Raw genomic sequence first — 22325 nt, 5'->3', positions numbered from 1 at the left:
AACCAGTGATCCTGATCACACTTCACCTCTGTAATTAGGCTACAAAACACCCAAAGGTCATTTTGCAAACGCAATAAAGTGATTTATGTCACATAAAATGCTCTGAACATTTCCCTGTGTAACGTGATCTGTTTCACACTTTACATAAATGTATCCGTTCGGACATCCTGTGTTCAGCTAAATGCCCACAACGATACCTATCAATAAACTAAAAAAACATTAAAGTGGCAATTAATTAATGATTTTGTAACCTGCTTACAAAATAGGCTCATCGCGCATCACACTTTGACAGGGCAGATTGAAGCCATGCAATGGCACTTGCCGCGTCATCAAAATAGCGGCACTCGATGAATGGGACATCAGCCAGCATTTGATTGGCCATGTAACGGCGAAACCCTTGCTCAGGCATCACCACCGCCATGAAGTCGCACCCATTGGCCGCGCACCAATGAAATTGCCGGTTAAAGCGCTCAATCACGTCAGGCCCTGCGGCCTCAAACTCTTCCGTGAGTTCGACGATTCCCCAGGGAGCCCCCAGCAACGGGGCTACCACCTCCTTGAACTGCTGTTCATAAGCCATGGCTCCAGACAGGTTAAAGGCTCCCATCGGCTGACAAATCAGCAAGCGCCCCTCTCTGTACATATTGAAATGGCCGTGAGCCTGCATACGCCCTCCCGGTAACTGCACCTGACCGATATGACACACTACCACAGCCACTTTGGCCGGCGGCCAACTCGGGTTGTTAACGAGTGAATGATAATCGAACTGGCGTTAAATAATGGTTATGGATATGCTACCACCGCAAACATTCCAGTAGCTGTCACGTTTTGAGGTTCCAGTGCAAAACCACGCCACCACATTTTACCAACGCGCCTGGCGCTGGCACTTCTTTGCCGGCCTGGTTGTCGCCCCCTTTCTGATCCTGCTCTCGGTTACCGGGATCATCTATCTGTTCAAGCCACAGCTTGATGACCTGATGTACTCGCAACTACTCAAGGTAGCACCGACCAGCCAAGCCATGCCGGCAGATCACCTGCTGATGGCCGCCGAAGCCAGCATGCCGACGGCCCACGCCATCAAGTATTTGCCGCCGACGGCTGCCGATCGCAGCGCCCAAGTGATCCTGCGCGAAGGTGATAATGAGTGGCTGGTGTTCGTTAACCCGGCCGATGCAAGAGTGCTCGGCAAGCTCGACAACAAGCACAATCTGCAAGCCTCGGCCCGCGCACTGCATGCCGAGCTGATGGTTGGCCCGGTAGGCGATGCCATTATCGAACTGGTCGCCGGCTGGACCTTGGTGCTGCTCTGCTCTGGCCTCTATCTATGGTGGCCACGGCAGAAAGTGGGGATGCAGGGCATTCTGCTGCCACGTAAAGATCGCCGTGGCCGGCTGTGGTGGCGTGATATGCACGCTGTTTTGGGTGTGTGGGGGGCGCTCGGTCTCCTGTTTTTTGCCCTGAGCGGCATGACTTGGACCGGTATCTGGGGCGAGCGTTTTGCTGATGTCTGGAATCGATTCCCCGCCGCCATGTGGAATGACGTGCCGGCCTCTACCCCGCTGACCCGCACCCTCAATCAGCCCCATGACCAGAGCGTTCCCTGGGGCGCCGAGACCTTACCGATGCCGCCGTCCCATACCCATCACGGCGGCGATGATGCGGGCGATCATGCGGCTAGCGGTCGCATCAGCCTGCAGCAAGTCGTCGACATCGCCAGTGCCCGTCACATTACCCCCAGTTACAGCATCAACCTGCCAAAAGGGGAGCGCGGTGTCTTTACCGTCAGCATTTTTGCCGATGATCCGCGTAACGATGCCACGCTGCATATCGATCAATACAGTGGCGCCGTGTTAACCGACGTGCGCTGGCAAGATTACGGCCCGGTCGCCAAAACGGTGGAAACCTCGGTCATGCTGCACATGGGCAAGATGTATGGTCTGCCGCATCAGTTAGTGATGCTGCTGCTCTGCCTGATGGTGATGGGCTCGTGCCTCAGTGGACTGTGGATCTGGTGGCGTCGCCGCCCGAGCGGCCGCCTTGGTGTACCGCCGCTGCCCGAGTCCTTGCCCAGTTGGCGTGGGGCCGTTGTTTTGTTGGTGGTGCTGGGAGTAGCATTCCCGCTGCTCGGCGCTTCGTTGCTGGCAGTCTGGTTGCTCGATATGCTGTGGCAGCACGCGCAGAAGTTGCTGCGCCCGCTACCGGCTATCAAGTAACCGTCCCGCGGCAGGTCACGGCTGGCCTGCCGCCTCGTCTGCTTCAATCAGCAAGAGTCGTCCGCTCAACGCCGATACCGGAATGCTCGCCGCTGCGGCGGGCACGGTTATCTGCTCACCACTTAGCAAATCCCGCCAGTGCCGTACGTTGGCCAAGGCCGGGGGTAGCTGGTAGCGTTGCTGTTCAGTGCTGACATTGAGCAAGTAGAGGATCTGCTCACGGTCTGCGGTTTTAAGCACGCCATACAAGCCGTGCTGCGCGACCAAACGCTGACTGCGACCACGCCACAGTGCCGGATGCTCAGTGCGCAGTTGCATCAAATGGGTGAGATAGCGGCGTAATGCATTCTGCTCAGCCGCAGGCGTAAAATTCCCCGGCCACTTGCCATCACTGCGGGCAACATGGTCATCACACAAGCCGCGCTCAACACAGCCCTGCCCAATCTGGCCAGCATATCCCGGCACTTCATCGCCCCACTCCTCGCCATAATAGAGCGTGATCGGGCCACTATGCGCCGCCAGAAAGGTGAACGCAGCCTGATGGCGCAACCAATAATCCGCTGGATTGAAATGACCACGCTGCAGCAAGTCACCAAAGCGCACCAAGTCGTGGTTGCCGAGCATCAAATTGGGCATGGCATGAGGAGGATAGTTCTCCCGACGATTCCAGTTGGCATCGAGCACATCAGCGCCCTGCCCGCCCTTGCCGGACTCTTCCACGGCCAGCGCCTGTACCAGACCGTAGCGCAGCGGAAAATCGAACGCCGAGAGCAGCGCTGGCGCCTGCGCAGGACCATAGGCAGTGCGCGCTATGGTGGGGGCGTCATTCCACACTTCACCAACCAGATAGCCCAGTGTCCCCCACGACTCGCCGCGCGCCAGACGCTCGCGGCTGGCCTGCTCAACCGTCATACGGATAGCGCGTAAACTGGCGACATCGAGCTGATACGCCTGATCGAGTCGCCAGCCATCGATGCCATAGTGCTCAATCCAGTAGCGGGCCACTTCCTGAAAATAGGCCAACGTGTCGGGATGGCGGTAATCCGCCAGTTGACCCGGGTAACCGGCACCACCGGAGGTCAACGCCGGCCGTCGCCCCTGTGGGGATGGCGCCGTGATACCAACCCGGTTTACATGGCCAAACACGCCGTCGAGGATCACATAGAGACCCCGTGCATGGGCGGCGTCGATCAATGACTTGAGCTCCTCGTTGGTGCCAAAGCGAGGGTCAACATGAAAGTAATTGCAGGCAAAGTAGCCGGTAGCATCAAGGCGATCATCGCCGGATTGCCCGGCGCAAGAGTCAAAGACCGGAGTCAGCCAGATGGCGTTGACGCCCAGTGACGCGATGTAATCGAGCTGCTGACGAATACCGGCCAGATCCCCCTGATGGCGCGAAGGGCCGTAACCGGTGCCGTAACCGCGCCGAGGGTCGCCATCGGCAAACGCCTCGACCATCACCTGGTAAATACGCAGGTCACAACCTGACTCCGCCTCGCCATAGCAGGCAAATGCCGTGGGCGGCGCGCTCTGGGTGGTGGAAACCGGAGCAGATCTGCTGCAGCCGCCCAACACACCGCCAAGCAGTATCAGACCGACCATCCAACCTGTGCTGACTCTCATCACGCCTCCTTGCAACAGATGGCGCCATGCTAGCGGCAATGAGATGCGTTGAACGTGATTGAAACCGTTACCCTGCCAGGCAGCTGAAAACACCCGGCAGTATGGGCGCGGGAGGCTAGACGAAATACGGAGAGCGCATAGACGGGCAGACCATCAAAGATCTGCCCGCAAGCCGGTCAGCGCCCCTGAAAACAGGGGAGTGTGCGGCTGAATTTGTGTTCGAACACCAGCGATGTTTCCAGATGCACCACCTCTTCGCGCGAGGTGAAGTGATCAAACACAAAGTTACGCAGATGGTCGGTATCGGTCACACAGAGGTGAACCAGAAAATCATCCTTGCCCCCCATGTGGAACAGGCTGATCACTTCCGGTAGATCAAGAATGGCATCACGCAGGTCATCCATAATCTGGCGACTGTGACGCGCCAACCGAATCGACACCATGGCCTGAATGTGACCGCCGAGCGCCCGATGATCCACGTCGCAGTGAGCACCGCGCAGCACCCCTTCAACTTGCAGTTTTCGCACCCGCTCAAGGCAGGTGGAGGGGGCAACCCCGACCAGGGCGGCCAAATCCTTGTTGGTCATGCCCGCATCACGGAACAGATGCGACAAGATATCCAGATCGAGTTGATCCAGGTGTTTCATTCCTTCTCCCTGTAATGTCATTCCTGTCTCGGTAATGCAGAGATGGCGGCATCAAGCTGCGCTAACAGCAGGCAGTTCTGCTCCCCCATCATGATGTGTGACACCGGCTGCATGCCAACCCGTGCCAGCAGTTGCAGCGAGGATTGGTTATCCGGTGCGACGATGGCCACAATTCGCTCGAGACCCAAACGGTGATAGCCATCATCCAGTACGGCGCGAACGGCTTCAAGTGCATACCCTTGACGCCGGAAGGCAGGCAGAAACGCATAACCCACATCGACATCGGTGAGCTGCGGCCGGCGGATCAGGCCGCAAATACCCATGGCGGCACCGTCTTGCTTGCGTTCGACCAGTAGCAACCCCAAACCGTGGCTGCGATAACTCTGCCGAGGACCCTGTTCGATGTAATCACTCGCCGCGGCCAGATCGCGAATGCCGCGATCACCGATGTGACGATGAAAATCAGGATCATTGAGCAGCGCCAGAATAAAGGGCGCGTCGCCTGTTACCAGCTCACGCAAACGCACTCTCTCTGTTTCAAGCTCCATGACGCCTCTCCCCGTGAAAGGGACAGGTTGCCGGAGAAAGGGGGAAAAAGGCAAGGGCGGTCTCCCGCCCCTGATAGTGACTAGGCAGCCAGTAGCGAAGCGTAGCCGTTACCCTGATCGCGCATCTCCTGCAGCACGCTGGCGCAGAGGAGCCAAGGGAGCGCCGCCTGTTGGGCCAGATCTGCAGGCCACTCGGGCGGGGCTTCGTTACTGATCTGACTCTGAGTAGAGAGTACAAGGGCAAGGTTGATAATGGCAGCATCCAGATGAAATTCGGGCGCCAGCAGGGGGCTGTAGTGGTGCTCAACCGCAGTACAGATAAACGCCGGGAATTGCCACTGACGAGCCAACTCGGCACCGACCTGAGCATAGTTGAAGCCGACCACCAGCATTTCAGCCTTGGCGCGCCCCTTGCTGCTCTCAAGATCGACGATGCGGTGAATAGTGTTGGCCGGTAAACCGGCATGCATCACCAACCGTCCCAGGTCATGCAGCAGGGCACAGGTAAACACCTCTTCCCCGTTGCGATGTAGCTTAACTGCCAACCGACGCGCCAGCTCGGCCACGTCAAACACCCGGCCCCAATAGTGGCGCAGGTCAATACCCGGGATCTCGCGCATGGCACCAGTGAGCCCACAGGCCAGTACCATGTTTCGCACCACCTCCAACCCGAGACGAACCACCGCTTCATTAACGGTGGCAATCTGGCGGGAGCTGCCAAAACGGGCCGAGTTGGCCACCCGTAGCACTTTGGCAGAGATCACCGGATCCTTGTTAATCTGCTTGGCGATCAGCAAGATATCCGGTTCTTTTTCATTCAGCGTTTGAATGAGATCGCGTACCACCTCTGGAATATTGGGCAGATTCTGCGTCTCGGAAAGCAGGGCAGCAATACTTGGCATGGCTATCATCCTCACAAGACCAACCACAACCGGGTGACTCGGGCACCCTGTGAGAGCAAGTATGGTTGAATAAAAGATGCAGAGGATGATGAATAAAAATAAGTGTAAAACGCCCGTGGTATACTACGGCCACTTTGCCAAGGAGCATGCATGAGCGAAGACATTTTCGACGAAGCGCAACTGCGCGAGATCATCACTAACCAGCTGGCTGACCACAACCCAGCCCACGTCACCGCCACCCTGCTGCGGCTGACCATGAAGGGGATGGATAAAGAAGAAGCCATCGACTACCTGAGCTGCGCGCTGGCCGCCGAGCTGATGGCCATGGAAGCTGACCAGGGCCCCTTCAACCTCACCCGTTACCAATCCTATCTCGACAGTTTGCCGCAGATGCCCTGGGCAGAAGAGTAAGGTCATATTGCGCCGTTAAGGTCCCCGGCACTGCGGGTATGTGGCACCGAGCAAAGACAAAAAAGCCAGCCGCGAGGCTGGCTTTGTCATGCAAGAAAGCTTACTTCATGGGGCTGACCGCATCCTTGATATCATCCTTGTGACGCTTGGCCTCACGCTTCTCCTTGAGTGTCATCTGCGGTTTTTTCTTGGCTTCTTTACCATGGGTTTTACTCATGATCCCGAACTCCCTACCGAACTGAAACTCCCGAATGCGTGCCGCTGTCGCGGGCGCGCTTCCTGCCAAATGGGCGAGTGATAAGGCTCGCCAACCTCTTCAGCCTACACCCGCCACCTGCGCAAGGCCAGTCAGCCCGGCTGGCGGTAACGGGCCACCTGCCAGGTGTTGCGCCCCAGCTCCTTAGAGCGATACATCAGGTTATCTACCTGGGTCAGTAGCGGTGTCATTTCGGCACGTTCACCCACCGGCAACCAGACCGCGCCGATACTGATACTCAAAGACAAGGGGCCATGAGCGGTCTCCATCGGCGCCAGGTGAACCGCCTCACTGAGACGCTTACCCCAAGCCTCCAGTTCACTCTGCTCCATCTCCCCCAGCACAATCATGAACTCCTCGCCGCCCATCCGACCGAACGGCGCCGATGCGGGAAGCTGTTCACGCACTCGAGCGACGACCGTCTTGAGTACCTGATCCCCCATCTGATGACCGAAGCGATCATTGATCCCCTTGAAACGGTCCAGGTCGAACAGCAGCAGGCTGGCACCATGGCCTTGCTCCAACGCAGCCTGCAGACAGGGCAAAAACGCCCGCCGGTTGAGCAAACCGGTCAAGACATCGGTGTTGGCCAAGGTTTGTAGCTGCAGGTTGAGCCGCTCCAGCTCAGCGGTTCTGGCGGTCACAGAGTGGCGCAGCTGGACGATGTAGCTCACCACGGTGAGAATAAACGCGATCCCGGCCAGCGGCAGCAGGAAGGAAGGATAGACGGTCTCCACATTGACCCAACGCTGCCGGATCCGCTCGCGCTCAGCTTGGGGAATCCGCATAAAGCCACGGTCAATCTCGCTGAGCAACTCATCGTTGCCCTGACGTACCGCCAGCCGCACCTGCCCGCTATAGAGACGCCTGACCGGAATAAAGGTGGTCTTGATCTCATCGGATGAGAGATAGATGTTAGCCGTCTGCTGATCGGCAATCAGCAGCGTAATATTCCCCTGACGCGCCGCCTGCATCAGCGCTTCGTTGTCATCAAACAACACCAGCTCTGACTTGGGAAAATGAGTCCGGGCGTACTCCTCCTCGAAGCTGCCGATCACCACCCCGAGGTGGCCGTCATCAAGCAGACTATCGAGCGCCTCAGTGCGTACCGAGGCTGACACATATAACTCGGTGTCGAGTTTGGCGAGCGGCTCACCAAACTCCAGCCACTGTTCACGTTGCGCTGACCAGAGCAGGCCGCTGTGCACATCGGCCTTACCGTCGCGTACCATGTCGATAGCCTGTTGCCAGTCAGCCAACATGAACTGGACCGGGCGACCGGTGATACGCGAATAGGATTGCCATAACTCGATCAACAGCCCTTGGGGATGGCCATCTTCGTCAAGGTAGGTAAAAGGTTTCCAATAGGCAGAGCCAGCTACCCGCAAGGGCGCCTCGACTGCCATTGCCCAACCCGACAACAGCAGCAGTAACAGGCTGACAAACCGCCACCCCCGATGTCGTCGCACTAGGTTGAACCTCATCATTGGCGTTATCACGTGCAGACTGCCAGCCCCGATCATCAGGGACAAAAATCCGGCCACCACCTGCTGCTGGCGGCAAACCGGCACAGCCTTATATGACATGATGCTTCACGTGTACTCCTCCCACTCTACGACAAACTCGGAGTGACCGAAGACCCCATTCGGGGAGCGCCGAACGGCACAAGGTGAGGAGACCATGACACAGCATATTGGCATCGGTGGGGTTGCAAGCCTGCAGCATCTGTGGTCTGCTGCCGACCGATATGTGGCCATCTGGCCGCCCAGAAAACAGGGAAGTCATGAAAGAGACCTATCAGACCCGCACCCGGATGGTGATGGAAAATCTGCGCACCCGCATCTTGAGTGGCGAGCTGCCAGCCGGGGCGCCCCTGCGTCAGGATGCCCTCGCCCGCGAGCTTAAGGTGAGCAGAATCCCGGTGCGTGAGGCACTGATGCAGCTGGAAGCGCAAGGATTGGTCAAGTTCACGGCACACCGCGGCGCCGTTGTTACCGCCCTCGACAGCTCCACCATCGACGAGCTGTTTTATTTGCGAGCGTTGCTGGAAGCCGATACCCTGTTTCATGCCGTCGACCTGATGACAGAAGCCACCTTCGTTGACGCTGAAGCCATCCTGGCAGAATTTGACCGGGCTCTGGAGAGCGGCACTCAGGTTGAGCGCTGGGCCGAACTGAACCATCGTTTTCACGCCACCCTCTACCGCGCTGCCGGACGTCCCCAGGCCATGGAGCTGATCGATCAGATCAATCTGAGCTGCGATCGCTACGTTCGTGTCGAACTGCTGTTTGCCCATGATGGCGTCGACAAGGCCGAACGGGAACACGCCCAACTGCTTACCCTGTGCCGTGCCCGACGCAAGCACGAGGCGGTGGTGTTGCTACAGCAACACATTGCCGAAGCGGCTGCATCGGTCAAACGCATTCTGCAGGCCGGTGCATAACAACAACCAGCTCGTAATTAAAATGGCAACCAACATGAATACCCTTGAGATCATCGCAGAACGGGTCCGCCTGGTGCGTGAGACCCTGCGCGAGCAGGAATTGGATGCATTCATCGTCCCCCATGATGATGACCACCTGGGGGAGTACATCCCCGCCGAGGCCGAACGTCTGGCCTGGGTGACCGGCTTCACCGGCTCAGCCGGTCTGGCCATCGTGCTGCAAGAGCGCGCCGCCCTGTTTATTGATGGCCGCTATACCGTGCAGGCCCGTCATCAGGCGCCGGGTGAGATCTTCGAATATCACCACCTGATCGAGACCCCGCACGTGGCCTGGCTGGCAGACCAGCTGGAACGCGGTAGCCGGGTCGGATTTGATCCCCGTCTGCACAGCCTCAATTGGTATCGTGACGCCCATGCCCTGCTGGCAGAGCGCGGTATCGAACTGGTTGCCCTTGATGTCAACCCCATCGATCGGCACTGGCAGGACCGTCCGGCCCCCAGCAAGGCACCCATGATTCTTTACGGTGAAGTACTGGCCGGCGAGCCGAGCAGCGCCAAGCGCGAGCGCATCGCAGCCGATCTGCGCAAGCGCGGCATCGATGCCGTGCTGCTGACCCAGGCTGAGTCGATCAACTGGCTGCTCAACCTGCGTGGTCGTGACATCGAACGACTGCCGGTGGTGCTCGGCTTTGCCGTGCTCTACGCCAACAGCACGCTGGATTTCTTTGTCGATACCGACAAGCTGGAGTGCTTCGCCTTCACCCAGCATGTGGGTAACGATGTCTCTTTGCACCCTATCGACAATCTGGGCGACGTGCTCAAGCGTCTGGGTGAAGACCACCTCAAGGTGCAGGCCGATCCGGCCACGGCCAACGCCTGGAGCCAGCTGGTGATGGAATCAGCCGGTGCCACTCTGGTTGCAGCCCAAGACCCGACCTTGCGTCTGAAGGCATGCAAGAACGCCACTGAGCTGGCTGGCATGCAGGCTGCCCACCAGCGCGATGCCGTCGCCATGGTGCGTTTCCTGGCTTGGCTGGATCGTCTGGTTGAAAGCGGCGAATTTGCCGGTGTCGATGAAGGGACACTGGCCGATCAGCTGGAAGCCTTCCGCGGCGAGCTGGAGCACTATGTCGAGCCGAGCTTCGACACCATCTCTGCCCTTGGCCCCAACGCAGCCATGTGCCACTACCGCCACACCAACGGCACCCCGCGCGCCTTTGGTCAGGATGGGATCTATCTGGTGGACTCGGGTGGCCAATACCTCGACGGCACTACCGACATCACCCGTACCGTCAAGGTCGGTGAGGTCAACGACGAACAGAAAGCCATGTTCACCCGCGTGATGCAGGGCCACATTGCGCTGGATCAGGCTCGCTTCCCGCGTGGTACTGCCGGCATCCAGCTCGACGTGTTGGCACGCCAGCCGCTGTGGCAAGCTGGCTTCAACTACGACCACGGCACCGGCCACGGCGTCGGCCACTTCCTGAGTGTCCACGAAGGCCCGCAGCGCATCGCCGCCAAAGGCAGCATGGAGCCGCTGCAACCGGGCATGGTGCTCTCCAACGAGCCGGGTTACTACCGCGAGAATGCCTTCGGCATCCGCTGCGAAAATCTGGTGGTCGTGCGTGAAGATCAAGAGCAGAGCGAGATCCCGATGCTGCGCTTCGATCGCCTGACCTACGTCCCATTCGATACCCGTCTGATCGACCGCTCCCTGCTGAGCCCGGCCGAGTTCCGCTGGATCAATGAGTACCACGCCGAAGTTCGCCGCCGTCTCTCCCCCCTGTTGGAGGGCGACGATCTGGCCTGGCTGGAACAGGCTACCGAACTGCTGTAGTGAAAGGGGCCGTCTGGCCCCTTCTTCTTTATTTCCTGTGCTGCCGACAGACCCTGGCGCAGCCAGATTTCTCCCCGCTAGGCTGCGACACGCCGACAGACCCGCCATTGTTTGAATTTGCATCATGATGTGACAGCGCTCACATTCAGGTCACCACGCGGCCAGCCTATACTGGTCGCGCTCTGGCGCTGCCTGACATATCAATACCGGATGTCATTACCGCTATTGATGGCAGACATAACAGGGTTCTAACGAAGCCCGGACGGGTGTTTTATTGCGCTTGGCCCGGCAGTAGAGTGGCGCACATCTGTCCTGAACACATTTGTGAGGTATCCCCATGCTCAGCATCAGCAAAAAAATGACCGTGCTGGCCGTTCTGACATCCACTCTGGCCGGCTGTGCCAACGGTGACATCTTCTCCGGTGACGTCTACACCGCAGATCGCGCCAAGCAGGTGCAAACCGTCACCTATGGCACCATCCAGTCTGTTCGTCATGTGAAGATCCAGGCGGAAGATGGTGGCCTGCTCGGCACAGTGGGCGGCGCCGTAGTCGGTGGCCTGCTGGGCAGCACTATCGGGGGTGGCACCGGTCGTAGCCTCGCCACCGCAGGTGGCGCTATCGCCGGTGCGGTTGCCGGCAAGACCATCAATGACAAGGTCAACCAGGTGAACGGCGTCGAGCTGGAGATCCGCAAGGAGAACGGCGACGTGATTGCCGTGGTGCAAAAAGCCGACCCGTCATACCGGGAAGGTGCTCGGGTTCGTATGAGCCAGGGCAACGGTAAGGTTAACGTCGCCGTCATCAACTGACAAAAAGAGGCTCCCACGGAGCCTCTTTCCTTTATATTCCTCTGCGGTGGATCACCGAATTGCACACCATTGATTGACGCTGTAGCCCGTCTGTTTCGATACTGACCTCAAGGACAGGAGGGACGTATGCTGGATCAAAGCTGGCTGACCATCGGAACAGAACCGACTGAGCAAGACCGACTGTTTCTAAAACTAAAATCCGCCACCGCCTGTTCGGAAGATGAACTGCGCGCCATCCTGGCTCGATCATCCTGGTGTCGCTGGCACCCTGAGGTGGATGGTATCCGCGCGGCGGTCATCAGTCTGAGCACCCTGATAGCCACCAATGAGCAACCCAAGCCGGATGAACGTTACTGCGTCGCCATTCGCCATGATGCCAGTGTCAAAGTGGTAGTCGACAAAGACAAAATGAATGCGCTGGCCCACATCACGGCGGATTGGGGCGGAAAATCGCTCACCATGGAGTTATTGCAAGAAGCCATGCGGTTGGCCGGTGTCACTGTGGGCCTCTCCCCCGAGCTGGAACACCAAGCACTGCGCGTATCCCTTAACTCAGCACCGGGCACCGTGTTGCAGTATCCGGTGGCGGTCGGTAAACCAGCGATCAATGGTTCAGATGCTTTTCTTGAACCCTTGGTCGAGACCCTGACCGAGCGGGTACTCAAACCGCGTCAACTGGACCATGATCGGGTCGACCTGCGCGATCTTGGTACCCTCTCCACTGTCGTGGCAGGTACGCCATTGATGCGCCGCCATCCAGCCACTCCCGGTGAGGCAGGAATTAATGTGCTGGGCGTTCCCATTCAGCCCAAAGCCGGCAAAGAGATCAGTATGAGTGCCGGCGACGGCACCCTAATCTGCGCCGAAGACAGCAATCTACTGCTCTCACAACGCGCCGGCATGCCGCGTCTGGAAAAAAACGGCATGGTGGTCGATGACCTGCTCAACCTGAAAACCGTGGATGCCAAACACGGCCATGTGGATTTCAACGGCAGTTTGGTCATCAGTGGTGATGTGGAGCCTGGCATGAAGGTCAAAGCCAGTGGCGATATCGTTATCGGCGGCTTTGTCGAAGCGGCCACTGTCACGGCTGGCGGCTCAGTCACCATCAAACAGGGCGTAGTTGGCCGGCGCACCAGCCAGGGCGAGCCCACCTGCGTGGTGCGCGCCAACCTTGATGTGACCGTCTCGTTTGCCCAATATGCCCGTCTGGAGGCAGAGCAGGATATTAAGGTGCAGAACCAGCTCTCCCACTGTTACTGCCGTGCCGGTCGCAGCGTTTTGGTTGGTGTCAGCAATCCGCGCAAGGGAGTGCTGCTTGGCGGCCTCACCATCGCCGGTGAGAGTATCGAATCTCCCTTTATCGGCACCGAGGCCACCAGCCACACCCAACTGCAGGTACTCGGCGGCTTTTTTGCCATCCGCTCCCAGCAGCGCGATCTTAACGAACAGAAAGCACAACACACGCTCATGCTGCACAAGCTGCAGGATCTGTTGCTCAAGCTGGTTCAACAACCGGCGAGCAAGCGCGATGCCGTACTGCTCAACCAACTCAAAGAGCAGCGTGAACACCACATGCAGGCGCTAGGTCAAATCAATCAGGAACTGGAAGAGTGCGACGCACTGACCCAAAGCATTTTGCACAACATCCATATCACTGCGACCCAACGCCTCTACCCGGGAGCGCTGATTGAGCTTGCCGACCTGGCCTATAAGGTCGACATCGAGCACGGGCCATCGCGCATTGGTATTTCAGACGGCCAAATCGAGCTGCACCCCTGGAGCGCGCCCCCAAATGGACGCAAGAGCTGACCGTGCATCGGCGAGCAGTTTTGAGTAGACTCACACCCCTGATTGATCCCACTCTTTTCAGGTAGCTGCATGTACAAGCTGATCGCTCTCGATATGGATGGCACCCTGCTCAATCACCAAAAGCAGGTCTCCCCCCGCAATCAAGCCGCCATTGCGGCCGCCCGCCGCCAAGGCGTCACCGTGGTACTGGCCTCCGGCCGTCCTTTGGAAGGGATGTCCTTCTTCCTCGAGCAGCTTGGTATGACCAGCGATGATGATTACGTCATCTGCTACAACGGCGCACTGGTTCAACGCGCCAGTGATCGTCAGGTGATCCGCAGCCAACTGCTGCGCGGCCATGATGCTCATCGGGTGCAGACGCTGGCCCGTGAGCTGGGAGTCAACGTGCACGCCTTCTCCCGTAACCTGGGTTTGATCACCCCGGCCATCAGCCACTACACCGAGCACGAATCACGCCTCAACGGCCTGCCGATCACTGTTATCGATTTCGCCGAGCTCTACCCGCAAGACGAGATCCTCAAGGTGATGCTGATTGACCCGCCCGAGCTGCTGGGCCCGGCCATCAGCCGTCTGCCGGCCAGCCTCTATGAGGATTACACCGTGGTGCAAAGCGCCCCCTTCTTCCTCGAGATCATGAACAAGCACAGCCACAAGGGCGCAGGCGTGGCCGCGCTGGCCGAGCACATGGGGATTAGCCGCGAGCAGATCATCTGCATCGGCGATGCCGGTAACGACAGCCACATGATCGAATACGCCGGTCTGGGCATCGCCATGGGTAATGCCACTGATGATCTGAAGGCACTGGCCGACCATATCACCGGCATGAATGATGATGACGGTGTCGCTCAGGCCATCGAACACTTCGTGCTGGGTCGATAAACCGGCACTCAAACGCTTGCCTTCACACCGCACGCGATAAAGCCCGCCCCGGCAACGGTGGCGGGCTATCTTTTCCTGCATACCTACCTAGAATGTCATCGCACTGGCACACAAGAACAAGGCACCATCATGATTGATCGCTCGCTTCCCCTGACGGATCTGCATCGCCATCTGGACGGCAACATTCGCGCCCGAACCATTCTGGAACTCGGTCGCCAGCACCATATCGCCCTGCCGGCCAATGAGCTCGAGGCACTACGCCCTCATGTCCAGATCGTCGAGAACGAACCCAGCCTGGTGGCCTTCCTCAGCAAGCTCGACTGGGGCGTGAAAGTGCTGGCCGACTACGACGCCTGCCGCCGGGTGGCTTATGAAAATGCCGAAGACTTGCAACTGGCCGGTATCGATTATGCCGAGCTGCGCTTCAGCCCGGCCTACATGGCGATGAACCACGGTCTGCACCCGCAAGGGGTCGTAGAAGCGGTGATCGACGGAGTGCGCGCCGGTTGCCGCGATTTTGGCGTGCAAGCCAACCTGATTGGTATCATGAGCCGCACCTTCGGCACCGATGCCTGCCGCCGCGAGCTGGAAGCCTGTCTGGCCAATGCCGATCATCTGGTTGCCATCGATCTGGCCGGTGATGAACTGGGCTTCCCCGGCGAGCTGTTCACCGACCACTTCCGCCGGGTGCGTGATGCCGGGCTGCGGGTGACCGTGCACGCCGGTGAGGCCGCTGGCCCACAAAGCATGTGGCAGGCTATCCGTGAACTGGGCGCCGAGCGTATCGGTCATGGCGTCAACGCCATCCATGATCCGCGCCTGATGGACTATCTGGCTGAGCAGCGCATCGGTATCGAGTCTTGCCTGACCTCTAACCTGCAGACCAGCACAGTGCAGAGCCTGGCAGACCATCCGCTACGCACCTTCCTCGGTCACGGCATTCTGGCCTGCCTCAACACCGACGATCCAGCGGTGGAGGGAATAGACCTGCCCCATGAGTATCAGGTTGCCGCACCGGCCGCCGGTCTCACCGCCGCCGAGATGCGTCAGACCCAGCAAAACGGCCTGACCCTGGCGTTTATCAGCGATGCCGAGCGCCAGACGCTGCGCGAGCGCTGCGCCAACCGCTAACTCTCTCGCCGCCCGTCACGGCGGGCGGCACATTCACCCGCCATTCACCCTGCATCCTTATCGTGAGCGCCATCGGCAGGCGCAACGGGCGTCTGCCCCCGGGAAGGATTGCCATGACCGCCGCTGAACTGCACGCACCGCGAGCCTCGCTCGCCGCCACTCTCACCGACACCGCCCACGCTCTGCCGAGCGAGCGGGTGAGCCTGCGCCAGTTGCTCGAACTGATTGGCGAGCAGGGCATGCTGGTGTTCTGCCTGCTACTGACCGTCCCCTTCCTGCTGCCGGTGTCGATTCCGGGGGTCAGCACGCCGTTTGGTCTGCTGATCCTGTTTATCGGCATCGGAGTCACCTTCAATCGGGTGCCCTGGCTGCCCGAGCGACTGATGAGCCGCCACTTTGCCACTGCGCAGATCGCTCCCATGCTGCACAAGGCCGCCACCCTGCTAGCCAAACTCGATCGCCTGATCCGCCCGCGCATGCTCACCTTCACCGGTAGCCGCGGCGTGCATCGCCTCAATGGTCTGCTGATCATCGTGGCCGCCGCGCTGCTGATGTTGCCACTCGGTGCCATTCCCTTTACCAATGCGCTGCCCGCCTGGAGCATCCTGCTGCTGACTGCCGGCATGCTGCAACGGGATGGCATGGTGGTACTGGCCGCCTGGCTGCTGGTCAGCGCCACCCTGGTCTGGTTTACCCTGCTCGGTATCGGTCTGCTGCAAGCCGGTGAACAGGCCCAGCAGCTGCTCGGCTGAGCGGCTGAAAGAGCGGCAACCTCCTGCTATACTGCGCGACATAACACAATATGATTGTACGCAATATATCAGGAGTTCCCATGAGTGATGATTCGCTCCTGCGCCTCGACCGCCAGCTCTGCTTTGCCCTTTATAGCGCCAGCAATGCGGTCACCCGCGCCTATCGCCCCTGGCTGGACCAGCTCGATCTGACCTATCTGCAATATCTGGTAATGATGGTGTTGTGGCAGGAAGAGGGGATCAGCGTGACCGGTCTTGGCAGTCAGCTGCACCTCGATTCGGGCACCCTAACGCCGCTACTCAAACGGCTCGAGGCCAAAGGGCTGATCCGCCGCGGCCGCAGCGAACACGATGAGCGGGTGCGGGTGTTGCTGCTCACCGACGAAGGACGCGCCCTGTATGAAAAAGCGGCCACCATTCCGGCCGAGCTGCGTTGCCGCCTGTCGATGATTGACGAGCAGTTGCTCTCCCTCAAGCAGGCGTGCGAGCGGATCGTCGACGATCTTGAGGCGCAGCCCTGAGCATCAGGCGGTGCGCCGGCGAAACAGTCCGAGCGCCAAGGTCAGCGAGCCGCAGGCAATCGCCAGCATCGGCCACAGCAGTGGCCAGGCCGCTGACCATCCGAGTTGTTTGAGAAACACCCCCTTGAGCAGGGCGATGCAGTGGGTCAGCGGATCGATGAGTGCCAGCCATTGAAACGCCAGCGGCATATTCTCAATGGGGGAGACAAACCCTGACAGAATGACCGCTGGCACGGTGAACGAGAACACCCCAAGAAACGCCTGCTGCTGAGTGGAGCAAAGCGACGAGATAAACAAGCCGATCCCCGCCAGCGCCATACCGTAGCAGACCATGCCGACCAGCAGCAGCGACAGGCTGCCACCAAAGGGCAGGCCGTAGACCCAGCACGCCGCCAGCGCCACAACCATCCCTTGCCCGACCGCCACCAGAATGCCCGGCACCGCCTTGCCCGCCATAATCCAGCCCGCCGTCAGCGGCGAAACCAGCAACTGATCCAGCGTCCCCTCCTCCCGCTCACGCGCCACCGACAGCGCCGTGACGATCAGGCAACCTGTGGTGGTGATAATGGCGACCAGCGCCGGCAACACATGCCAGTGAAAATGCAGGTTGGGATTATAGAGATGGCGCACCGCCAGCTCGGGCGTGGTGCGCCCCTCACCCTGCCAGCGGGCGATCACCTGACTGATGTAACCGGCAGCCACCTGACCGCCATTGGAGCGCCGACCATCGATGATCAGCTGCAGTGGCGCCGCCTCACCACGCGCCAGTCGCCGGGAAAAATCGCTTGGAATCATCAGCCCGAGCAGCGCCTGCTGGCTGGTGATCGCCTCCTGCATACCGGCTTCCCCGGCTACCGGCACAATACGGGTAAACGCCGGAATATGGGTCAGACGCTCCAGCAGTTCACGGCCGCTGGCGCCGCTGTCCTGGTTATAGACAGCCAAGGTATTACCGGTCACCTCAAGGGTGGCGGCAAACGGGAATACCGCCGTCTGCAGCAGCACCGGCATGACCAGCAAAAAGCGCCCTTGCGCACTCCCCAGCAGGGTCTGCAGCTCTTTTCGTATCAGCCACCAGAGTCTTAGCAGCATGGGTCACTCCAGAGTTCGCCGCGTTTTGCGGGCAGTCAGCACCAGCCAGAACAGCGCCAGCAATAACAAAAACAGGGCATTGGTAAGCAGCAGAGAGACCACATTGCCAGCCTGATACAGCGTCTGCAGCGAACTGGCAAAGTAGCGCGCCGGCATGATGCGGGTCAGCCACTGCAGCGCAGTCGGCATGCTGGCAATCTCGAACACAAAGCCCGATAGCATCATAGCCGGCAGAAAAGCGGCAATCAGCGAGGCCTGCGCCGCATTGAACTGGCTGCGCATCACGGTCGAGAGAAACAACCCCAGACCGAGTGCACTGCCTAAAAACAGCGTGGTGATCAGCCAGAGCCAGAGCAGCGAGCCGCGCCACGGCACATCCATCACCCAGATGGAGAAGAGCAGGCAGATCAGCATGGCCACTATGCCCAGAGCGTAATAAGGCAAGAGCTTGGAGAGCAGCAATTCGCTGCGCGTCACCGGGGTTGAGAGCAGTGCCTCCATGGTGCCGCGCTCCCATTCACGCGCCACCACCAGCGAGGTCAGCAGAGCGCCGATAATGGTCATCACCACCGACACCGCCCCCGGCACCAGAAAGTTGCGGCTCACTAGCGCCGGGTTGAACCAGGCACGCAGTTGCAGCTCGATACCGCCCCGGGGCAGCGCCCCTTCATCGCTGAGCCAGCGCTGCCAGATCTGCTGCACGTCGTTGCTGATAAAATTCGCGGTATTGGGCTCGGCGCCATCGGTCAGCAGCTGAACGCGGCCTCCCAGACCCCGCACCAGTTGACGCGAGAAGTCAGACTCGATCACCAGCAAGCCACGAATATCGCCGCGCTCGAGGCGCGCAAGCAAGGCCTCCTTGCTCGCATCGCGGATCACCGTCAGCGATGGCGAACCGCTCAATGCCTGTTCAAGACGCACGGCAGCGGCGCCGCTGTCGGCGCGCCACACGCCCAAACGCAGGTGATCCACATCCAGATTGATGGCATAGCCCATCACCACCAGCAGCACCACCGGCATGATAAAGGCGATCAAGATACTGCTTGGATCGCGCAGGATCTGCAGTGTCTCCTTGTAACACAGTGCGCGCAGGCGGCGGGGGTTGATGCTCATGCGATCTCCTCACTGGCCTGCTCGACCAGCCGGATAAATGCCTCTTCCATGGTCGGCAACTCAACACCCTCTGCGGCGCGGGCTTTGAGCTGATCCGGCGTGCCCAGCGCCAGCAGACGACCGCGCAAAATCAGGGCGATGCGGTCGCAATACTCCGCCTCATCCATAAAGTGGGTGGTCACCACCACCGTCACCCCGTGATCGGCCAGCGCATGAATGTGATTCCAAAACTCGCGGCGGGTCACCGGATCGACCCCGGAGGTCGGCTCGTCGAGAAACAGAAGCGGCGGTTCATGCAGCAGGGCGCAGGCCAGCGAGAGACGCTGCCGCAGCCCCAGCGGCAAAGAGTCAGCCTGCTGCGAAAGCCAGGGCGCAAGGGCAAATGCTTCGACCATGGCGGCAATACGCGCCTTCTGACGACGACCGAACAGGCCATAGACACCGGCAAAGAAGCTCAGATTCTGCATCACCGTCAGCTGGCGATAGAGGGAGAACTTCTGCGCCATGTAACCCAGTCGCTGGCGAGCGGCCGAGGGGCTATGAGCCAGATCGATACCAGTGACCAGCGCCTGACCACTCGATGGCTGCAGCAGGCCACACTCCATCTTGAAGGTGGTGGACTTGCCGGCACCGTTGGGGCCGAGCAGACCGAAAATTTCACCGCGCCGCACCGTAAAGCTGACGTTGTCGGTCGCCACAAACGAGCCAAAACGCCGGGTTAATTGGCGCGCCTCGATCACCGCATCGGGGAAGACCTCAGCCGGCAACCGGGCCTCTTGCAACTGACTGGCCAAACTCGATTCACCGCCCGGGCCGCCGCCGAGCAGATCGATAAAGGCATCTTCCAACCGGGCCTGCGCCGGTTTGGCGGCGTCCGGCGGCAGTTGCCAGTCGGCCAACGGCGGCGCCTGATGCAGGGGGTTAAGCAGCAGCCGCACCTTTTCACCGGCCAGAGCGCCGTCCATCACCGCCGGGTGGGAGAGCGCACGGCGCAGCAGAGCACGACGGGCCCGGCCATCCATGCCTGCGGCCTCAATCAGCCAGCAGCGCTCGGCCATGCTGGCCATCAGCGCCTGTGGCGGCGCACTGGCGCGCACTTCCCCTTCGGCCATCAGTAGTACGTGGTCGCACAGCTCGGCCTCATCCAGATAGGCGGTGCTCCACAGCACCGTCATGCCGCCCGCAGCCAGCTCACGCACCATCTTCCACAGGGCGCGGCGCGAGATGGGATCAACCCCGACCCCCGGCTCATCGAGCAGCAGCACCTCGGGGTGACCCAGCAGGGCGCAGGCCAGCCCCAGTTTTTGCTTCATGCCGCCCGAGAGCTTGCCAGCCGGACGCGCGGTAAAACGCGCCAGATCGGTAAAGTCGAGCAAACGGGCAAACAGGGCAGAGCGCTCGGGCTCCAGCACATTGCGCAGATCGGCGTAGAGGGTGAGATTCTCGAGCACGCTCAAATCTTCATAGAGACCAAACTGCTGCGGCATATAACCCAGGCGAAGACGCAGGGCATCGCCATCCCCTACCGGATCCAGTCCGAGCACCCGCACCACGCCCTGATCGGCCGCCAGAAGTCCGGCCAACAGGCGTAACAGGGTGCTCTTGCCGGCGCCATCCGGGCCGACCAGACCGATGATGCCGCCCGCTGGCAGCGCCACCGAGATATTGTGCAGGGCAGGATGGCCGGCAAACGCCTTGCTCACCCCGTCAAGCAGGATGGCGTCCATCAGCGGGTCAACCGCACAGTGACCGGCATCCCTTGGCGCAGCGCCGCATCAGGGTTGCTCACCACGATGCGCAGCCGGTAGACCAGATGGGTGCGCAAATCCGGCGTCTCGACCGACTTGGGGGTAAATTCGGCGGTGGGCGAGACAAATCCCACCACACCTTGATAAGCATGATCGGGGCGTGAGTCGGTGCTCAGCGTCACCTTGGCGCCGCTTGGGAAGTGGCCAAGCCAGGGCTCTTCCACATAGGCGCGCACCCACACCGGCGCCGTCAGCGACAGGTTGAAGGCCGTGCTGCCGGCCTGCACCATGCTGCCCACCTCGATGGCGCGGGTCAGGATGATGCCATCGCTCGGCGCCAGCAAGGTGGCGTCCGACAGAGCCAACTCGGCACTGGCCAGAGTCGCCTTGGCGCCCTCCAGCTGGGCATCGGACTGGGCAATCTCTTCCGGGCGATAGCCGCTCGCCAGCTGCTTGAGCTGTTCACGCGCCGCAGCGACACGCGCCTTGGCTTGATCGCGCTGGGACGTCGCATTATCAAACTGGACACGGGAGATAGCGCCGGTGGCCACCAGACTGCGTTGCCGTTGCCACAACCGCTCTGCCTCGACGGCAGCCGCGTCGGCCGCATTCAATTCAGCCTGGGCACGGGCGGTCTCCTCGCTGCGATAACCCTGATGTATCAGGGCATTGGCGGCACGGATTGCCGCCAGATTGGCACGGGCACTGTCGCGGCTGTACAGCAGCGGCGCCGGGTCGAGCCGCGCCAGCAGGTCGCCAGCTTTGACGGCATCGCCTTCGTCCACCTTCACCTCGGCCACCCGGCCACCGGTGCGAAACGCCAGATCCACATCGCGGATATCGACGTTGCCATAAAGTAGCGAGCCATCCTGCGGCTGATCCTGCCACCAGAGATAGGCACCGACGCCCAGAGCCAGCACCGCGATCACCATGCCAAGCGCTCGTTTCATGCCTGTTCTCCTTGTGTGGCGCGCACGCCATCCAGCGCCCAGGCCAGACGTTGGCGGGCGGCATCAGGACTATCAATTTGCTCCAGCAGCGGGGCAGCACTGGCCGAGAGCCAAGCCAGCTGATGGGCACCTCCACCCAGGATCAGCGGCATGCCGACCGCCCCCATGATGAAGATCATCAGCTGCAGCGGATGGCCGGCGCGCAGTGCCCCTTGCGCTTGCGCCTGCCGGATCAGATCCAGCAGCAGCAAAGGGTGGCGCTGCGGCACACTCAGCAAGAAGCGCTGGGCCGCCACTTCACCCGCCAACGCATCACCGATCAGGTGGTTGATAAAACTGCGCTGGGCGGCGGCAAACTCGATCAAGGCCTGCATGGTGGCAGCAAACGCAGCCATGGCGGATGCATGCTCGCCGCGCTGCGCCACTGACTTGAGCCCGGTAAACAGAGGGGCATACCAGAGCTCCACCAGCTCATCGATGAAGGCGTCACGGTTGCCGAAGTGATAGACAAAAGTACCGAGGTTGACTCCGGCCTGAGCGGCCAGCTCGCGCACCGTCAGGCCGCGCAGCCCCTTGGCGGTGACGATCGCAAATCCGGTATCGAGCAGTTTCTGGCGGGTCGGATGCATGGTGCCG

General features: G+C 60.3%; 21 protein-coding genes. 10 read left to right on the top strand and 11 right to left on the bottom strand.

Annotation, left to right across the window (positions count from 1 at the left end; all coding sequences use genetic code 11):
- Positions 1 to 268: 268 nt before the first annotated feature.
- Positions 269 to 667, bottom strand: coding sequence for an STAS/SEC14 domain-containing protein (locus BW958_RS14090; RefSeq protein ID WP_076576396.1), 399 nt, complete (start codon positions 665 to 667; stop codon positions 269 to 271).
- Between the two features lie 172 nt (positions 668 to 839).
- Between BW958_RS14090 and BW958_RS14085 the strand changes: the two genes are divergently transcribed.
- Positions 840 to 2213 carry a PepSY-associated TM helix domain-containing protein gene (locus BW958_RS14085; protein ID WP_076576395.1) on the top strand — a complete coding sequence of 458 codons (1374 nt, stop codon included), beginning with the start codon at positions 840 to 842 and terminating at the stop codon, positions 2211 to 2213.
- A 15-nt stretch (positions 2214 to 2228) separates the two neighbouring features.
- On the opposite strand, the gene BW958_RS14080 is transcribed toward BW958_RS14085, so the two are convergent.
- The 4 genes from BW958_RS14080 to BW958_RS14065 all read right to left on the bottom strand — a co-directional run bounded on the left by BW958_RS14080 (position 2229) and on the right by BW958_RS14065 (position 5933).
- Positions 2229 to 3836 carry an alpha-amylase family glycosyl hydrolase gene (locus BW958_RS14080; RefSeq protein ID WP_083687353.1) on the bottom strand — a complete coding sequence of 536 codons (1608 nt, stop codon included), beginning with the start codon at positions 3834 to 3836 and terminating at the stop codon, positions 2229 to 2231.
- Between the two features lie 176 nt (positions 3837 to 4012).
- Positions 4013 to 4483, bottom strand: coding sequence for an Lrp/AsnC family transcriptional regulator (locus tag BW958_RS14075; RefSeq protein WP_076576393.1), 471 nt, complete (start codon positions 4481 to 4483; stop codon positions 4013 to 4015).
- A gap of 17 nt (positions 4484 to 4500) precedes the next feature.
- Complete coding sequence (locus BW958_RS14070; RefSeq protein WP_076576392.1) at positions 4501 to 5031, bottom strand: GNAT family N-acetyltransferase; 531 nt, start codon at positions 5029 to 5031, stop codon at positions 4501 to 4503.
- Between the two features lie 80 nt (positions 5032 to 5111).
- A complete protein-coding gene (locus tag BW958_RS14065; RefSeq protein ID WP_076576391.1) occupies positions 5112 to 5933 on the bottom strand; it encodes an HDOD domain-containing protein in 822 nt (273 codons plus the stop codon).
- 150 nt (positions 5934 to 6083) lie between these two features.
- Between BW958_RS14065 and BW958_RS14060 the strand changes: the two genes are divergently transcribed.
- Positions 6084 to 6344, top strand: coding sequence for a hypothetical protein (locus BW958_RS14060; RefSeq protein WP_076576390.1), 261 nt, complete (start codon positions 6084 to 6086; stop codon positions 6342 to 6344).
- Positions 6345 to 6692: 348 nt separating this feature from the next.
- On the opposite strand, the gene BW958_RS14055 is transcribed toward BW958_RS14060, so the two are convergent.
- Positions 6693 to 8186: a transporter substrate-binding domain-containing diguanylate cyclase gene (locus BW958_RS14055; RefSeq protein ID WP_256702025.1), complete on the bottom strand. Its 1494-nt coding sequence runs from the start codon at positions 8184 to 8186 to the stop codon at positions 6693 to 6695.
- Between the two features lie 197 nt (positions 8187 to 8383).
- On the opposite strand from BW958_RS14055, the gene BW958_RS14050 reads away from it, so the two are divergent.
- The 8 genes from BW958_RS14050 (at position 8384) to BW958_RS14015 (ending at position 16786) form a co-directional block, all read left to right on the top strand.
- Positions 8384 to 9043: a GntR family transcriptional regulator gene (locus tag BW958_RS14050; RefSeq protein ID WP_076576456.1), complete on the top strand. Its 660-nt coding sequence runs from the start codon at positions 8384 to 8386 to the stop codon at positions 9041 to 9043.
- A gap of 34 nt (positions 9044 to 9077) precedes the next feature.
- Positions 9078 to 10880 carry an aminopeptidase P family protein gene (locus BW958_RS14045; protein WP_076576389.1) on the top strand — a complete coding sequence of 601 codons (1803 nt, stop codon included), beginning with the start codon at positions 9078 to 9080 and terminating at the stop codon, positions 10878 to 10880.
- Between the two features lie 346 nt (positions 10881 to 11226).
- Positions 11227 to 11691 carry an outer membrane lipoprotein gene (locus BW958_RS14040; RefSeq protein WP_076576455.1) on the top strand — a complete coding sequence of 155 codons (465 nt, stop codon included), beginning with the start codon at positions 11227 to 11229 and terminating at the stop codon, positions 11689 to 11691.
- 126 nt (positions 11692 to 11817) lie between these two features.
- Positions 11818 to 13503 carry a flagellar assembly protein A gene (locus BW958_RS14035; protein WP_076576388.1) on the top strand — a complete coding sequence of 562 codons (1686 nt, stop codon included), beginning with the start codon at positions 11818 to 11820 and terminating at the stop codon, positions 13501 to 13503.
- Positions 13504 to 13572: 69 nt separating this feature from the next.
- Entirely contained in the window at positions 13573 to 14382 is an 810-nt protein-coding gene (gene yidA, locus BW958_RS14030) for a sugar-phosphatase (protein WP_076576387.1), read from the top strand.
- A 129-nt stretch (positions 14383 to 14511) separates the two neighbouring features.
- A complete protein-coding gene (gene add / locus BW958_RS14025) occupies positions 14512 to 15513 on the top strand; it encodes an adenosine deaminase (RefSeq protein WP_076576386.1) in 1002 nt (333 codons plus the stop codon).
- Positions 15514 to 15626: 113 nt separating this feature from the next.
- A complete protein-coding gene (locus BW958_RS14020; protein ID WP_076576385.1) occupies positions 15627 to 16265 on the top strand; it encodes an exopolysaccharide biosynthesis protein in 639 nt (212 codons plus the stop codon).
- A gap of 80 nt (positions 16266 to 16345) precedes the next feature.
- Positions 16346 to 16786: a transcriptional regulator OhrR gene (locus BW958_RS14015; RefSeq protein WP_076576384.1), complete on the top strand. Its 441-nt coding sequence runs from the start codon at positions 16346 to 16348 to the stop codon at positions 16784 to 16786.
- Between the two features lie 3 nt (positions 16787 to 16789).
- Here BW958_RS14015 and BW958_RS14010 read toward each other — a convergent pair whose 3' ends face one another.
- Genes BW958_RS14010 through BW958_RS13990 form a run of 5 tightly spaced genes read right to left on the bottom strand, consistent with a single transcriptional unit; the run spans position 16790 to position 22318 of the window.
- Positions 16790 to 17878 (bottom strand): ABC transporter permease, encoded by a 1089-nt coding sequence (locus tag BW958_RS14010; protein ID WP_076576383.1) that lies wholly within the window; start codon positions 17876 to 17878, stop codon positions 16790 to 16792.
- 3 nt (positions 17879 to 17881) lie between these two features.
- The gene (locus tag BW958_RS14005) at positions 17882 to 18991 is read right to left on the bottom strand and encodes an ABC transporter permease (protein WP_076576382.1); all 1110 of its coding nucleotides are present in this window, start codon (positions 18989 to 18991) and stop codon (positions 17882 to 17884) included.
- The gene (locus BW958_RS14000; protein ID WP_076576381.1) at positions 18988 to 20718 is read right to left on the bottom strand and encodes an ATP-binding cassette domain-containing protein; all 1731 of its coding nucleotides are present in this window, start codon (positions 20716 to 20718) and stop codon (positions 18988 to 18990) included. The genes BW958_RS14005 and BW958_RS14000 overlap by 4 nt, the downstream gene beginning before the upstream one ends.
- Positions 20718 to 21689 (bottom strand): secretion protein HlyD, encoded by a 972-nt coding sequence (gene hlyD, locus BW958_RS13995; protein WP_076576380.1) that lies wholly within the window; start codon positions 21687 to 21689, stop codon positions 20718 to 20720. Before hlyD ends, BW958_RS14000 begins: the two co-directional genes overlap by 1 nt.
- A complete protein-coding gene (locus tag BW958_RS13990; RefSeq protein WP_076576379.1) occupies positions 21686 to 22318 on the bottom strand; it encodes a TetR/AcrR family transcriptional regulator in 633 nt (210 codons plus the stop codon). The genes hlyD and BW958_RS13990 overlap by 4 nt, the downstream gene beginning before the upstream one ends.
- Positions 22319 to 22325 lie beyond the last annotated feature (7 nt).

The sequence above is a fragment of the Aeromonas sp. RU39B genome, assembly GCF_900156095.1.
In the GTDB taxonomy this organism is placed as follows: domain Bacteria; phylum Pseudomonadota; class Gammaproteobacteria; order Enterobacterales; family Aeromonadaceae; genus Aeromonas.
The sequence above is the reverse complement of the archived record's forward strand: the minus strand, read 5'-3'. Positions and strand labels throughout refer to the sequence as shown.

Coding starts and splice junctions, on each gene's coding strand:
- BW958_RS14090 (WP_076576396.1), bottom strand. CDS start 667: ATGCAGGCTCACGGCCATTTCAATATGTACAGAGAGGGGCGCTTGCTG.
- BW958_RS14080 (WP_083687353.1), bottom strand. CDS start 3,836: ATGAGAGTCAGCACAGGTTGGATGGTCGGTCTGATACTGCTTGGCGGT.
- BW958_RS14075 (WP_076576393.1), bottom strand. CDS start 4,483: ATGAAACACCTGGATCAACTCGATCTGGATATCTTGTCGCATCTGTTC.
- BW958_RS14070 (WP_076576392.1), bottom strand. CDS start 5,031: ATGGAGCTTGAAACAGAGAGAGTGCGTTTGCGTGAGCTGGTAACAGGC.
- BW958_RS14065 (WP_076576391.1), bottom strand. CDS start 5,933: ATGCCAAGTATTGCTGCCCTGCTTTCCGAGACGCAGAATCTGCCCAAT.
- BW958_RS14060 (WP_076576390.1), top strand. CDS start 6,084: ATGAGCGAAGACATTTTCGACGAAGCGCAACTGCGCGAGATCATCACT.
- BW958_RS14055 (WP_256702025.1), bottom strand. CDS start 8,186: ATGTCATATAAGGCTGTGCCGGTTTGCCGCCAGCAGCAGGTGGTGGCC.
- BW958_RS14050 (WP_076576456.1), top strand. CDS start 8,384: ATGAAAGAGACCTATCAGACCCGCACCCGGATGGTGATGGAAAATCTG.
- BW958_RS14045 (WP_076576389.1), top strand. CDS start 9,078: ATGAATACCCTTGAGATCATCGCAGAACGGGTCCGCCTGGTGCGTGAG.
- BW958_RS14035 (WP_076576388.1), top strand. CDS start 11,818: ATGCTGGATCAAAGCTGGCTGACCATCGGAACAGAACCGACTGAGCAA.
- yidA (WP_076576387.1), top strand. CDS start 13,573: ATGTACAAGCTGATCGCTCTCGATATGGATGGCACCCTGCTCAATCAC.
- add (WP_076576386.1), top strand. CDS start 14,512: ATGATTGATCGCTCGCTTCCCCTGACGGATCTGCATCGCCATCTGGAC.
- BW958_RS14020 (WP_076576385.1), top strand. CDS start 15,627: ATGACCGCCGCTGAACTGCACGCACCGCGAGCCTCGCTCGCCGCCACT.
- BW958_RS14015 (WP_076576384.1), top strand. CDS start 16,346: ATGAGTGATGATTCGCTCCTGCGCCTCGACCGCCAGCTCTGCTTTGCC.
- BW958_RS14010 (WP_076576383.1), bottom strand. CDS start 17,878: ATGCTGCTAAGACTCTGGTGGCTGATACGAAAAGAGCTGCAGACCCTG.
- BW958_RS14005 (WP_076576382.1), bottom strand. CDS start 18,991: ATGAGCATCAACCCCCGCCGCCTGCGCGCACTGTGTTACAAGGAGACA.
- BW958_RS14000 (WP_076576381.1), bottom strand. CDS start 20,718: ATGGACGCCATCCTGCTTGACGGGGTGAGCAAGGCGTTTGCCGGCCAT.
- hlyD (WP_076576380.1), bottom strand. CDS start 21,689: ATGAAACGAGCGCTTGGCATGGTGATCGCGGTGCTGGCTCTGGGCGTC.
- BW958_RS13990 (WP_076576379.1), bottom strand. CDS start 22,318: ATGCATCCGACCCGCCAGAAACTGCTCGATACCGGATTTGCGATCGTC.